This is a genomic window from Ochrobactrum sp. Q0168 (genome assembly GCF_016427605.1).
Lineage (GTDB): Bacteria > Pseudomonadota > Alphaproteobacteria > Rhizobiales > Rhizobiaceae > Brucella.
The window spans coordinates 61,702-74,619 of sequence record NZ_JAELXQ010000002.1 but is presented as its reverse complement, the minus strand read 5'-3'; the positions used below and the strand labels follow the sequence as shown (position 1 = coordinate 74,619).

Genomic DNA, 12,918 nt, shown 5'->3' with positions numbered 1-12,918 from the left:
TCTGATGTTTCAGCAAAATATAGACGCCAATATATTTGTTGATCCTAATAAAAAAATAAAAAACTGCCCCTCAATTAATATTGTTCCCAAAAGATGCGGTTCGTGTAATAGTCATAGCGTTTTTATATGTTTATAATTGATGCTGTGGGTCTGTGCTTATATTTAATATAGCTGCTTATGCGGGATAAGCAGTATAGTTCTCTGCCACAGATCGTTTGCGAGGTTTTAAGGGCGGATGGTGCGCAGGCGGAGCAATGGCGGCAGCCTTTTCAATCCAGTTCCTCTTATCCTTCTCTTGCTGCTTTTATGCGGGGCGGTAGCAGGGCATTGGGTTGGCGAAAAACTGAGACAGATGGGCGATGAGCGGCAGGTCAATGCCTATATGGAGGCACTGCTTTCCTATGCGGGCCGGCTGATCGACTCGGCGCACAGCACCCTCGATCAGGCAGAACAATCGCCCTATGCGGTTTGCTCCCCCGAAGAGCGCGTTTATCTGCGCAGGATCCTCTTCAAGGCTTATCAGATCAAGGATATTGGTCGGCTGATCGATGGCCGGTTGAACTGTTCCACGCTGTTGCCGGATCTGGCGCGGCAGGAGCCGCGCTCCACTGCGGACGTGCTGCTTCCCAACGGAACCTACATCTATGCCGACCGCCCTCTGGTCACGCCGGGAACCTTTGGGCCGGTCATGGGCAAGGGCAATTCCAACGTCGTTCTCAGCCCTGCGGCCTTCGACTTCATGCATACGCCGGGCTATGCCTTCGCGCTGTTCATGAGCGATCCGGCGCGCGCGAATTTCGCCCGCTTCTATGAATATCCGCCCAATGCTGATCTGGAGCCGCTATCGGACGGGCGTCTGCGCGATCTTGTGGAAAAACGCGATCAGCTGAACGCCTATGCCTGCGAGCCGGACAAGCTCATATGCCTCGCGCTTAGGACGGAGATTGACCGCACGAGCCTGCATGCCCGGCTGCGATCCTTTCTTTCCATTGTGCTTGGTATGCTGGCCGCTGGCAGTCTCGGTCTTGGCTGGCGCGTCTATAATAATCGCGACCGCTCGCTGATGACGCTCCTGTCAAAGGCGCTGACGAAAAAGGAACTGGAGGTCGTCTACCAGCCGGTTGTCAATGTTGTCAGTGGCGCGATTGTCGGTTTCGAGGCTTTGATACGCTGGGAAATCCATAAGGGGGACTTTGTTCCGCCGGATGTTTTCATAACGCGGGCGGAAAAGAGTGGGCTCATTCACCGGATAACGCTTTATGTGATCGATGCGGTGATCAGTGAAATGGGCGAGTTGTTGCGCGCCAAGCCCGGCTTGCGCATCAATATCAACATAAGCGCCCGCGACCTGCATGACATGGAATTCGCCAACCGGCTGGAAGCGCGGCTGGCGAAAGCGTCCATCGACCCGCAGCAGATCGGTCTTGAGCTGACTGAGCGCACGGCAGTGGATTTTGCCAAGGCTTCCGGTGCGATTCATCACCTGCGCGAGAAGGGGCATCGCATCTATATTGACGATTTCGGAACGGGCTATTCCAGCCTTGCTTATCTCGGCGCGTTGAATGTGGATGCGATCAAGATCGACAAGACGTTTACGCGGACGGTCGACAATGGCAGCACGGTGTCGATTGTTCCGCAAATACTGGCCATGGCGCGGCAGCATTGTCTGGATGTGGTTGTGGAAGGTGTGGAAACGGAGGCGCAGGCGGCCTATTTCGCCAGGGAAAGCGCGGGTGACGCTGTGCCCGTCAAGGCGCAGGGCTGGTATTTCGGCAAGCCCGTTTCCGCAATAATTGCGCGAACGCTGGTGGTTGCCAAACCGGCGAAGCGTCGAAAGACGGCCCGCAAGGGCTCGTTTTTGGGCATTGGCGGCGAGCCGCGTGGCTAGATAGGCTGAAGCCTTACCGCATTCTGTGAATATCCTAAAAGCAAAACGCGCTTTAGCTAAAATTCGAATTAAATTCGACAGCGAAGTTCAAACGAAAAGCAACGAGTCTGCGCTAGTCTGCACCCATGAAACAGAAATATGAACGTATTCTCGAACCGACGGACACCTGGGCGATCTTCGATACGTCCACGGGTGAACCCGTCATGATGGGGACCCGGCTGCTGATCGGTCTTGATGAGCCCGAAGCCGAAGAGCTGCTGGCCATCCTCAACGCGCCGCCAAAGGGGCGCAACAAACGCTCCGCCGCCTGAGTGTCTGTTCCAAAATTCGCCATGCCGGGCTGCAAATGGCAATTTGAGTTTTGTATTCGCATAATCTGATCCGAAAAGTCTGCAACTTTTCGGGATTATGCGAGGCATCCGGTGCTCACAAAAGTACGCTGCGCTCCGGTTCTCGAAATCACCATTTTCGCCGCGGCCTGCCGCTTTTTAAGTGAGACACTGATGCAGCGGGGTCGATAGCCCGAATGCTCGGGCTATCTCGCGTATCAGATCAGACCGTCCGGTCAGCAGGAACTTGCGCGTCAGGCGTCGGTCCAGATCGAGAGGGCTTCGATCACGCTCTGCAGGTCCTTGTGGCGGTGGATTACCGTCTCGGCGCCCGCATCGGTCAGCCGGTCGGCATGGCCCGGATAGGTGTGCGCTCCGCCCGTAAAGCCGATGACGCGCATACCAGCAGCGCGCGCGCCATGGATGCCGTGCACGGAATCCTCGATCACGATCACATTGCTTGGATCGACATCGAACTGCTTGGCCGCATAAAGGAACACATCCGGCGCGGGCTTGGTCTTTTTGGTGCCGACTTCCTTGGCCGAGAAAATATTCGGCGCGAAGAGATCGTAAAGCCCAACGCGCTTCAGCATGGTTTCCAGCCTTGCGCTGGTCGAGTTGGAGCAAATGCACTTCGGCAGTTTCAGCGCAGAAACAACGTCCACGATATCATCGACGGCCTGCACTTCATTCTTGAGACGCTCATCGAGAATGCTTTCCGATTTGTCGATCAGCGATGCGGAAAGCGCTATGCCTGCTTCGCGCTCAATCGTGAGCAGGATATCCTGCCAGGTCAGACCGGCGAAACGTTCGGCCAGTTCGTCGGCGGAAATCTGAAAACCGGCATCGGTCAGCAGTACGGATTCCACTTCCGCAGCGATGATTTCGGAATCCACCAAAACGCCATCGCAATCGAAAATGATGAGGGACGGAGCCGCCATTTGGGTAGCCTTCTTATCGGGAGGAGGAAGCATTCACTCTCGCAGGAGCGCATCGGCAGTTCAGCTACAACTTTATAGCCCGAGCGTCAAACCTCGCCGGAGACTTCGCGCCGTCTGCGATCCAGCTCTTCGCTATAGCGGCGCAGTGTGTGCGCTTCACTCAACAGGCCCATGACCTTGCGTTCCTGCGCATTGTTGACCACGGCGAGTGCTTCGCTTTCGGAACGGTCAAACCGCACGACAGCTTCCCTGGCGTTCATCTGCGGCAACAGGAATTCATCCTGATACTTCAGAAGCTCGCCGATGCTGTGGTTCTCCGAACTGTCGAAACTGTCGGCATAGACTTCCGGTACGGGGATCATGCCGACATAGCGCCCCTGAGCATCCACCGCGATAACGCGCTGGGTGGAACCGAGCGGGAAATCATGGCGGAAGGTTTCGATATCCGTGTCGATCAGCACGGTGCGCACATCGTGGCGCATCATGCGGCTGACGGTCAGATTGCGGATCCAGCCGATATCATGTGCCGAACGGATGGACTCGCCGCGAAGATGGAAGCGCCAGGTTGCGAAGGAGTAGCCGAAGGTCTTGCGGACCATCAGCGAAGAAGACACGACGGCGCCGAGCACTAGCATGGAAATCGGAAAGTCGCCGGTCAGTTCCAGCGCCAGAAAGGTCATGGTCATGGGGCCGCCGACAATGGCGACGCCAAGCGAGGACATGCCGATCACGGCATAGACTTCCGGTGCGAGTGTCAGGCTGGTTGGCAGCACCACGCCCGCGACCGCCGCGAAAAGCTTGCCGGTCAATGCGCCCAGAAACAGCGATGCGAAGAACAGGCCGCCGCGAAAGCCGGAGCCGATGGAGATTGCCGACGCCAGAGACTTCGCCAGAATTAGCAGCAGCAGTGCTGAAATGGTGATATTCGCATTGAGATCGAGATGCAGCGCGCCATGGCCGGAGGCCAGAACCTGCGGCGAGAAGAAGGCGATCAGCCCGACGATAGCGCCACCGATGGCCGGTGTCAGGACATTGGGCAGGAAACTGCGTCGGGTGACCTGCTCCACAAATGTGACGCCGCGCATGATGAGAATAGCGATCCCTGCCGACAAAAAGCCGAGCAGCAAGGCGGGGACGTAATCACGCGGGGTGATGGCGTCGATGTTGCCGATATCGATCAGGAAAGGCGTGCCGCCAATGGCTTGCGTCACCAATGTGCCGACAATTGCTGCAACGACAACGGGGGCCAGCGTGGCGATGGAGTAAACGCCGATGATCAGCTCGAACGCATAAAATGCACCGGTGAGGGGCGCATTGAAGGCGCTGGCGATGGCCGCCGCAGCGCCGCAACCCACCAGCGTGCGCAAATCGGCCCGGCGCAGCTTCAGCGCGCGCCCGATGCGCGATGCAAAACCGCTGGCCAACTGCGTATAGGCCGCTTCCAGACCCACGGAAGCGCCAAAGCCGTTGGAAATCAGGTTTTGCCCGACGAGAATAAAGCTGTCGGTGAGCGACAGGCGACCGCCATGCAGGGCATTGGCCTCGATCGGATCGACGATGGGACGCTTGCGCCAGCGCGCCAATATCCAGATGACGACCCCCATGAGAATGCCGCCAGCCAGTGGCGCGATAAAGGCGCTGGGATAGAGCTGCGCCGCAGAACTGAGTTTTTCGCCGGGCTCGAGCGCGAAGAGCGCCTGATGCATCCACTGCGATATGCCGCCAATGGCGGCAACAGCAAGGCCGGAGACGATCCCGATCACCACACCTGCGATGACGAGGCCGATTTCGCTGCCGCGCACGACGGCGCGCATGCGAAAGGGAACGAAGAAAACCCTTAAATAACGGTTATGGCGCAGTTCTGCGAAATTCATAGGCAAAGACCTGACAGGCGCTGGTGCGGTCGGCTCGGTTACTTCGAAGGCTGATTATTCGCAAATCATAGCTGCAAAGGAATAACCAAGCCTTATGGGACATGACGCGCTACCCGTCGGCCTTTGCATTTCGATGACGGCGTTAAGATGGCAGCCGTGAAAATGTTGCTCCTGATTTGAAAGGAAAAAGCCCGGAAAGCCGGGACTTTGTTGCGTTTTTAAGAAAAGGTTTACGATTTCAATCACTTGGCGTTAACGCCATATTTACCCTACCCGGTAACCATAAGGACAAGTTTTCGCGTCCACAGGTAATCGAGTATCCCATGTCCCTAGTACGTCTTGCCCATGAGTTGCCCATCGAGGCCCCGCGTACCGCCTGGCTCGACTCCATCATCAAGGGTGATTGCGTTTCCGCTCTGGAACGCCTGCCGGATCATTCCGTCGATGTCATCTTTGCCGATCCGCCGTATAATCTCCAGCTCGGTGGCGATCTGCATCGCCCGGATCAATCGATGGTCAGCGCCGTTGACGATCATTGGGACCAGTTTGAGAGCTTTCAGGCCTATGACGCCTTTACCCGCGCCTGGCTTTTGGCCTGCCGCCGCGTTTTGAAGCCGAATGGCACGATCTGGGTTATCGGCTCCTATCACAATATTTTCCGCGTCGGCACGCAGCTGCAGGATCTGGGCTTCTGGCTCCTCAACGATGTCATCTGGCGCAAGACCAATCCGATGCCGAACTTCCGCGGCCGTCGTTTCCAGAACGCGCATGAAACGCTGATCTGGGCATCGCGTGACCAGAAGGGCAAAGGCTACACCTTCAATTATGAAGCGATGAAAGCCGCCAATGACGATGTGCAGATGCGCTCGGACTGGCTGTTTCCGATCTGCACGGGTTCCGAACGCCTGAAGGACGAGAAAGGCGACAAGGTTCATCCGACGCAAAAGCCGGAAGCGCTTCTGGCCCGCATCATGATGGCTTCGAGCAAGCCGGGCGACGTCATTCTCGATCCATTCTTCGGCTCCGGCACCACCGGCGCGGTGGCAAAACGCCTCGGACGCCATTTTGTCGGCATCGAACGCGAACAGGTCTATATCGACGCCGCAACCGTCCGCATTGATGCAGTGGAGCCGCTCGGCAAGGCGGAACTGACGGTCATGACCGGCAAGCGCGCTGAGCCACGTGTTGCTTTCACCAGCGTATTGGAAGCAGGTCTCCTGCGTCCGGGTACGGTTCTCTGTGATGCGCGTCGTCGCTTTGCGGCCATCGTTCGCGCTGACGGCACGCTGGCCGCCAATGGCGAGGCCGGTTCGATCCATCGTATCGGCGCCAAGGTGCAAGGGTTCGATGCCTGCAATGGCTGGACCTTCTGGCACTTTGAAGAAGAAGGCGTCCTGAAACCCATCGACGATCTGCGAAAGGTTATCCGCGACGAAATAGCAGTCGCCGGCGCATAACAGGCATTAACATCGGACGGCCTCCAGCACAGTCTGATCATGGAGCGCTCGAAGCGAAAGCTTCGGGCGCTTTCGTTTTTAGAACCTGAGACCGAGTGATGTCAGATCGGCAGCGAGTTTGGGCGCGCCGGTAAAATGCACGGCCTGCCAGCCAGCCGCCTTGGCGCCGTCGACATTATGCAGCGTGTCATCGATGAACAGCGTTGCCGCCGGGTCGAGGCCGAATGTCGCGACATGCGTCTCGTAGATTTCGCGGTCGGGCTTCAGCATCTTGACGTCGCCTGAAACAGTGACACCACGGCTTTCCGTCAGGAATGGAAACCGCACCTGCGCTTCGCGGAACGTGTCGGAGGCGAAATTGGTGAGCATGGTGACATCGTTCCCCGATGCGATCAGCCCGCGCAGAATGGCGACGCTTTCATCATAGGCATGGGGCACCATGCGAGACCAGTTCTGCCTGAAAGCTAGAATCTGCTCACGCCATTCCGGATGGGTGTCGATCAGCAGTGCTTCGGCATCCTGCCAGCTGCGTCCGCGATCCTGCTCCACGTTCCACGCTCCGGTACAGACCGTTTCCAGAAACCAGCGCCGCCGTTCGGCATCGGGGATGAGGTCGAGATAGGCAAGTTCCGGGTCGTAATGGATGAGAACCTTGCCGATATCGAAAACCACATGTTTGACGGGACTGGTCACTGTTTCTTCCTTTTGGGCTTAAAAGCTTCTGGCACTGCCGCCGCGATGGCTTTCTTCATGACGGTCGGCAAGGCTTCTCCGGCGAGGTCGTCCGGGGCTGACCACCAGCCATTGCCGGATGTTAGCTGGCTGACGCCTGTGCTCACATTGTCGGCACGATACACCGACAGGCGCAATTCGAAATGGGTGAAGATATGGGTAATGCTGCCCGCCGGGGTCCATGCCGCTGGAAAGGGGGCCGCATTGACGGTTGCGTCGCCATCGATACGCGCTGTCCATGGGCTTCCGGGCACTTCCGTCATGCCTGCAAGCAGGCCTTCGCCTTTTCGTTTCTGCAGGAAAATCGCTCCGTCCTCATCCATCGCGACAAAGGCCGCTCCGACGCGGATCGGCTTTTCCGCCTTCGGCGCCTTGACCGGAAATTCTTCCGGGTCGCGGGTTGCGAGTGCGATGCAATTATCATTGACCGGACAGATGGCGCAGGCGGGTCGTCGCGGCGTACAGATTGTTGCGCCGAGATCCATCATGGCCTGCGCAAAGTCGCCGGGGCGGTCTGACGGCGTCATCTCGGCCATCAGGGCGCGGATCTGCGGCTTGGCGGCTGGCAGTGGCGTGTCGATGGCATAGAGTCGTGAAATGACGCGCTCGACATTGCCGTCCACCACGGCGGCATTTTCGCCAAAGGCAATTGCGGCGATGGCAGCCGATGTGTAATCGCCGATGCGGGGTAGTTCTTTCAATGCTGCCGCACTGTCCGGAAATTTCCCGCCATATTGCGTGGCGACGAGATCGGCGCATTTTTTCAGATTGCGCGCGCGCGAATAATAACCAAGCCCGGCCCAGGCTCGCAAAATGTCGTCCTCGGTGGCGCTGGCCATTGCGCGCACAGTCGGCCAACGTTCGACAAAAGTTGTGAAATAGGATTTCACAGCCTCGACGGTCGTCTGCTGTAGCATGATCTCCGAAAGCCAGATCCGATAAGGATCGGGGCGCGTGCCATGTGCTTGTTCGGACGGCGTGACGCGCCAGGGCAGAACACGGTGGTGACGGTCATACCAGGCCAGAAGCTGGTGGCTACGTTTGGAAACGCTATTGAGCTTGGGCGAGGCGGTCATTGGTCGGGCGGTAGAGTTCAACGGCAAGGCAGCTTTCCCGGCAAGGTATGTTTTTCAATTGATAGAAAAAACAGCGATAGTGTAAAGCCAAACATTGTCAGCCCTTGGCAAATAGGTCTGGCGCGTTACAAATCCTCCCATCGCGCTTTTGCCGTGGAAAGAGAATCAGTGATTAATTCCGTACCGGTTTATGTCATCAATCTCGCGCGTTCGCGAGACCGATGGGAGCGCCTGCAGAAAAGCGCTGACGCGTTTTCTCTCGATTTGCGGCGCGTCGAGGCTGTGGAAGGCAAGCTGTTGCAGCCGGATGAACTTGGCAATTTCGATGATGCCGGGTTTCGACGCTGCCATGGCAAAATCGCCATGCCTGCCGAAATTGGTTGTTATTTCAGCCACATTCGCGCGCTTGAAGTCATCGCTGCGGCCCCGGAACCTTTTGCCGTTCTGGTCGAGGACGATGTCCTGTTTACGCCTGCTTTCGTACCGTTCGTAGAGAAGGCCACGAAGATCAACGGTTGGGATGCGATCAAGCTGGTCAATCATCGCACGGCGGCGTTCCGCTCCTTCCGTCAGGTCGATGACGAGTTCGCAATCGGGCGTTGTCTGCATGGACCGCTGGGAAGCTCTGCTGCTTATATCCTGACACGGGAAGGGGCTGCGAAACTGCTGGCCGGGATACGCCCCATGCGCGTTCCTTACGATGTTGCACTCGAACGAGGATGGGCTGGTCATTACGAGATTTTCACTACGGACAAACCGGTGGTGGAATTGTCCGACATGGCGGTCTCCACGATCGCACAGGGACGATCAGCCTACGCTAAAAAACGATTGCCGCCATACAAAAGGCTAACTACGCTTCTGTTCAGAGCTGCCGATTATGTCAGGCGAATCGTTTATGCACTTGCGAAGAGAAATCTCAGAGGGGCTGTCGATTGAGCTATTTAAAAAAATCCTTTTTACTTCGTCGTAGGGTTGACCCTTGGATTCTTGGTGTGGCGTCTGCAACGATGCCAATTCGCGTCGGCCTCGGTCCTCTGATTTTATTCGTCTTTTCCTGTCTCGGAATTTATATGGCTTGCGGTCGTCACGCGGTCGCGCGGCTCCATTGCAAGAAATTCTATATTTTCATTCTGCTCTACGCGGCCTGGTCGCTTGGGCTGATCCTGGTTCGCGGCGAACCCTTCAACAATAACCGCCAGATCGGCTATACGCTGCTGATTGCGGTTTTCGCCTTCGCAGGCTCGGGCATGGCTTTGATCCGCGACCCGCTACGCGCCTATGTGCTTGGCGCGCGTTTCGGCGTCCTCGTCGCCACTATTGCAGCCCTGTATCTGTCGGTGACCGCTGGCGGACGTATCGGGATCGGCGGCAATCAGGCGGTTTTTGCCTTTGTCGTTGGCGTCTCGGCGATCTCGGCAGCGATACCTTTGCGTCAGGCACCGCGCTATCTCCCGAACGGGCCGCACTGGCTCGTGCTTGGTCTGGCGGCGGTTCTTACATCCGAAACCCGGGCGGTCATCGTGGTTTTGCCGGTCTTCGCAGCCGTTGAGATCGTCTTCTTTCTGAAGCGTTTCAGCATCCGTCAGCAGGGTGGTGTTTACGCCGCACTCGGGGTCGCTTTGGCGGCGCTGATTGTTGTCGGGCCTGTCGGCGATATCATTTCGAAGCGCTTTTCGGGCATGATCGAATATTACGACACCGGTGATAGCAAACAGTGGGAAGACAAGGTTTCCGCTGATATTCGCGAGGTGCTTTGGAAAAGCGCCAGCAAGATTATTGTGCAGCATCCGATTGCGGGCGTTGGCGCCTATTCCAAAATGAATGAGGTTCGGGCGGAAGCAGGCGAGCAGGCCCCGATGCTGGCCGGGTTTCTCCATGTGCATAACACGGTTCTCGACGAATTGCTGAATGACGGTATCGTCGGCCTGATCTTCATGACTGGCGCCTTCCTGTCCATTTTCGTCTATCTGTGGCGCACCGCCGATAGCTGGGCGATGCGCAGAGCGCTGATCTATTTCGCAATCGTCAGCGGCAGCTATGGCATGCTGCACAATCCGCTGCTGCACGAAGTCACGATTTCTTCGACCATGTTCTTCCTTGCGGCGCTGAATGCCGCTGCGTCCCGTCGGGTCATGGCCGCACGGCGCGCCGGTCTTGAAATGTGCGTATTCGGAAAGAAGTCGATTGCATGAAAGCGATAGTAACGGGGGCCGCCGGTTTCATTGGATACCACACGGCGCAGCGCCTGCTGGATGAGGGCTGGCAGGTTATCGGCATCGATAATGTCAATGATTACTATCAGGTCGAACTAAAGGAAACGCGGCTCGCGAACCTCCATGCACGCGACGGCTTTCGTTTTGCCAAAGCCGATATTGCCGACGCGGCAGCGATCGAAGCTGCCATCGGCGCGGACAGGGATGCCGATGTGATCGTGCATCTGGCCGCGCAGGCAGGCGTGCGTTATTCTATCGAAAACCCGGCCGCCTATGTTTCGGCCAATGTCATGGGGCAGGTCAATATTTTCGAAACCGCGCTGAAGCTCGAAAAGCGTCCGCCCGTGGTCTATGCCAGCTCATCGTCGGTTTATGGTGCCAACGAGAAAATTCCTTTTTCGGAAAGCGATCCGGTCAATCATCCGGTTTCGGTTTATGCGGCGACGAAGCGCTCTGGTGAACTCCTGGCTTTTTCCTATAGCCATGTGCACAAGCTGCATTCGACGGGCCTGCGCTTTTTCACGGTTTATGGTCCCTTCGGGCGGCCGGATATGGCGCCGTGGCTTTTCACTTCGGCGATCTTGAAAGGCGAGCCCATCCGCGTTTTCAATAATGGCGAGATGCAGCGCGATTTCACGTTTGTGGACGATATCGTCAGCGGCGTGGTCGGCGCGGTGAAGCGCATTCTGGAAAAGCCGGAGGAAACCGCGCCGGTCTATAATCTCGGCAACAACCGCCCGGTCATGCTCAATGATTTCATTGCGGCCATCGAAAAGGCGACGGGTAGAGAAGCGATCCGCAAGCTGGAGCCGATGCCTGCCGCAGACGTTCCGCGCACCTATGCGGATATCACGCTTGCCGCCCGCGATCTGGGTTTCAGCCCCAAGACCACGCTCGATGAAGGTATTCCTTTGTTTGTGGAGTGGTTTCGCGGCTATAATGGAGCGCGATGAGCGAGCCAAAATCAAAACGCGGATTTAGACCGCTGGCGGATATGACATCGGGGCTGATGGACCCGATGCTTCAGAAACGTGCGGGCATCAATCTCTCGCTGCTGCAATCCTGGGAAGATATCGTCGGCCCAGCCATTGGTGCAACATCGCGTCCGTTGCGCATTCTCTGGCCGCGCCGTCTGCACGAAGACGACCCGTTCAAACCCGCCACGCTGATCATCGCCTGCGAAGGCTTTGCCGCCTTGCAGATCCAGCACGAGACCGGAGAGATCATCAGCCGAGTCAACGGCTTTCTTGGCTTTTCGGCCATCGGGCGCATTCGCATTGAGCAAAAGCCGCCCATGCTGCCGACCAAACGGCGGGTCAAACGGCTCGCTCCGCTGGCGCCCTCCGAAGAACGGCGGATCGACAAGGCGACGGACGGTATCGAGGACGACGCCTTGCGGGCAGCACTTGCGCGGCTCGGCAAGAATATTCTGGCGGAAAAGCGCGCTACGGGGAAAAAGAGCGATTAGAATGCAATGCGTTGTGAGAAACATCCGGCAATTGCAAAAGCACTGAATTGCGTTACAAGCTGCCATAAATTTGATGCAAGCCTTGGTCAGTTTGCAGCGAGTTGAAGCAAGAACTGGGCTCGTCGTTCTGAATATGGAAACAATACTGGCGGTAAGCTGACTTTCATGTGAACGATGCGGGGCTGGCGCATATCTGTCTGCCGCCTTAGATTGTAGATCGAAACAACCGAATGAAACAGGACTGGATGATTCGTATGCCTGCAGTGCTTAATCGCAGACACGTCATTTCTCTCGCCGGATCGGCTGCTGCCGGACTGGCTTTTGCAGGCGCCTCGGTAACGGGCGCTCTGGCGCAAGATCGCGCCCCGGAAGGCACCGTCGATGCGGCCAAGATTGCCGAACCGGGCAAGCTCAAGGATATGGTCTACGGCAAGGCCGATGCGCCGGTTACGATCGTCGAATATGCATCGCTGACCTGCCCGCATTGCGCGGATTTCACGATCAATACTTTCCCGAAAATCAAGGAAAAATATATCGATAGCGGCAAGGCGCGGCTGATCTTCCGCGAATTCCCGTTCGATCCGCGCGCAACCGCCGCCTTCATGCTGGCGCGCTGCGCCCCGGAAGATCGTTATTTCCCGATGGTCGACGTGTTCTTCAAGCAGCAGCAACAGTGGGCAACCGCTCAAGACGGCGAAGCTGCCCTGCTGCAAATCGCAAAACTTGCCGGTTTTACACAGGAGTCCTTCAAGGCTTGCTTGACGAACCAGCAAGTTCTCGATGATGTGAGAGCAACGATGGAGCGTGGATCGAAGGATTTTGGAGTCAATGCGACGCCGACCTTCTTCATTAACGGACAAAAATACGCTGGAGCCCTTTCGGTTGACGAAATGTCGGCAATCATCGACAAGCTTCTCTAAGCCGTTTTTCTGGATGAAAA

Annotated in this window: 12 protein-coding genes; 8 read left to right on the top strand and 4 right to left on the bottom strand. The window is 57.0% G+C overall.

From position 1 onward, the window contains the following. Positions 1-235 precede the first annotated feature (235 nt). Together JAU75_RS04675 and JAU75_RS04670 are read left to right on the top strand one after the other, a co-directional pair. Positions 236-1,888, top strand: coding sequence for an EAL domain-containing protein (locus tag JAU75_RS04675; RefSeq protein WP_199055058.1), 1,653 nt, complete (start codon positions 236-238; stop codon positions 1,886-1,888). A gap of 125 nt (positions 1,889-2,013) precedes the next feature. After that, a complete protein-coding gene (locus tag JAU75_RS04670) occupies positions 2,014-2,199 on the top strand; it encodes a hypothetical protein (protein ID WP_199055056.1) in 186 nt (61 codons plus the stop codon). Positions 2,200-2,471: 272 nt separating this feature from the next. Here the strand turns inward: JAU75_RS04670 and JAU75_RS04665 are convergent, their stop codons facing one another. Both JAU75_RS04665 and JAU75_RS04660 read right to left on the bottom strand, forming a co-directional pair. After that, a complete protein-coding gene (locus JAU75_RS04665; RefSeq protein ID WP_199055054.1) occupies positions 2,472-3,158 on the bottom strand; it encodes an HAD family hydrolase in 687 nt (228 codons plus the stop codon). 86 nt (positions 3,159-3,244) lie between these two features. Continuing rightward, positions 3,245-5,032, bottom strand: a complete 1,788-nt coding sequence (locus tag JAU75_RS04660) for a chloride channel protein (RefSeq protein ID WP_199055052.1) — start codon at positions 5,030-5,032, stop codon at positions 3,245-3,247. Positions 5,033-5,355: 323 nt separating this feature from the next. Between JAU75_RS04660 and JAU75_RS04655 the strand changes: the two genes are divergently transcribed. Continuing rightward, on the top strand, positions 5,356-6,489 hold the full coding sequence (locus JAU75_RS04655; RefSeq protein WP_199055050.1) for a site-specific DNA-methyltransferase: 1,134 nt from the start codon (positions 5,356-5,358) through the stop codon (positions 6,487-6,489). Between the two features lie 78 nt (positions 6,490-6,567). Here JAU75_RS04655 and JAU75_RS04650 read toward each other — a convergent pair whose 3' ends face one another. Together JAU75_RS04650 and mutY are read right to left on the bottom strand one after the other, a co-directional pair. After that, entirely contained in the window at positions 6,568-7,182 is a 615-nt protein-coding gene (locus tag JAU75_RS04650) for an HAD family phosphatase (protein WP_199055048.1), read from the bottom strand. Beyond that, the gene (gene mutY / locus JAU75_RS04645) at positions 7,179-8,297 is read right to left on the bottom strand and encodes an A/G-specific adenine glycosylase (protein ID WP_199056000.1); all 1,119 of its coding nucleotides are present in this window, start codon (positions 8,295-8,297) and stop codon (positions 7,179-7,181) included. The genes JAU75_RS04650 and mutY overlap by 4 nt, the downstream gene beginning before the upstream one ends. Before the next feature lie 168 nt (positions 8,298-8,465). Here mutY and JAU75_RS04640 point away from each other — a divergent pair, with 168 nt between their 5' ends. The 5 genes from JAU75_RS04640 to JAU75_RS04620 all read left to right on the top strand — a co-directional run bounded on the left by JAU75_RS04640 (position 8,466) and on the right by JAU75_RS04620 (position 12,898). Next, a complete protein-coding gene (locus tag JAU75_RS04640; protein ID WP_199055046.1) occupies positions 8,466-9,233 on the top strand; it encodes a glycosyltransferase family 25 protein in 768 nt (255 codons plus the stop codon). A 134-nt stretch (positions 9,234-9,367) separates the two neighbouring features. Beyond that, complete coding sequence (locus tag JAU75_RS04635) at positions 9,368-10,489, top strand: O-antigen ligase family protein (protein ID WP_247880396.1); 1,122 nt, start codon at positions 9,368-9,370, stop codon at positions 10,487-10,489. Continuing rightward, on the top strand, positions 10,486-11,463 hold the full coding sequence (locus tag JAU75_RS04630) for an SDR family NAD(P)-dependent oxidoreductase (RefSeq protein ID WP_199055043.1): 978 nt from the start codon (positions 10,486-10,488) through the stop codon (positions 11,461-11,463). Before JAU75_RS04635 ends, JAU75_RS04630 begins: the two co-directional genes overlap by 4 nt. Further along, the gene (locus JAU75_RS04625) at positions 11,460-11,978 is read left to right on the top strand and encodes a DUF721 domain-containing protein (RefSeq protein WP_199055041.1); all 519 of its coding nucleotides are present in this window, start codon (positions 11,460-11,462) and stop codon (positions 11,976-11,978) included. The genes JAU75_RS04630 and JAU75_RS04625 overlap by 4 nt, the downstream gene beginning before the upstream one ends. A gap of 254 nt (positions 11,979-12,232) precedes the next feature. Continuing rightward, entirely contained in the window at positions 12,233-12,898 is a 666-nt protein-coding gene (locus JAU75_RS04620; RefSeq protein WP_199055040.1) for a DsbA family protein, read from the top strand. Positions 12,899-12,918 lie beyond the last annotated feature (20 nt).

What these genes read in the sequence shown, in the direction of transcription:
- JAU75_RS04670 (WP_199055056.1), top strand. Translation starts at nt 2,014, where the DNA reads ATGAAACAGAAATATGAACGTATTCTCGAACCGACGGACACCTGGGCG.
- JAU75_RS04655 (WP_199055050.1), top strand. Translation starts at nt 5,356, where the DNA reads ATGTCCCTAGTACGTCTTGCCCATGAGTTGCCCATCGAGGCCCCGCGT.
- JAU75_RS04630 (WP_199055043.1), top strand. Translation starts at nt 10,486, where the DNA reads ATGAAAGCGATAGTAACGGGGGCCGCCGGTTTCATTGGATACCACACG.
- JAU75_RS04665 (WP_199055054.1), bottom strand. Translation starts at nt 3,158, where the DNA reads ATGGCGGCTCCGTCCCTCATCATTTTCGATTGCGATGGCGTTTTGGTG.
- JAU75_RS04660 (WP_199055052.1), bottom strand. Translation starts at nt 5,032, where the DNA reads ATGAATTTCGCAGAACTGCGCCATAACCGTTATTTAAGGGTTTTCTTC.
- JAU75_RS04625 (WP_199055041.1), top strand. Translation starts at nt 11,460, where the DNA reads ATGAGCGAGCCAAAATCAAAACGCGGATTTAGACCGCTGGCGGATATG.
- JAU75_RS04675 (WP_199055058.1), top strand. Translation starts at nt 236, where the DNA reads ATGGTGCGCAGGCGGAGCAATGGCGGCAGCCTTTTCAATCCAGTTCCT.
- JAU75_RS04620 (WP_199055040.1), top strand. Translation starts at nt 12,233, where the DNA reads ATGCCTGCAGTGCTTAATCGCAGACACGTCATTTCTCTCGCCGGATCG.
- mutY (WP_199056000.1), bottom strand. Translation starts at nt 8,297, where the DNA reads ATGACCGCCTCGCCCAAGCTCAATAGCGTTTCCAAACGTAGCCACCAG.
- JAU75_RS04635 (WP_247880396.1), top strand. Translation starts at nt 9,368, where the DNA reads ATGGCTTGCGGTCGTCACGCGGTCGCGCGGCTCCATTGCAAGAAATTC.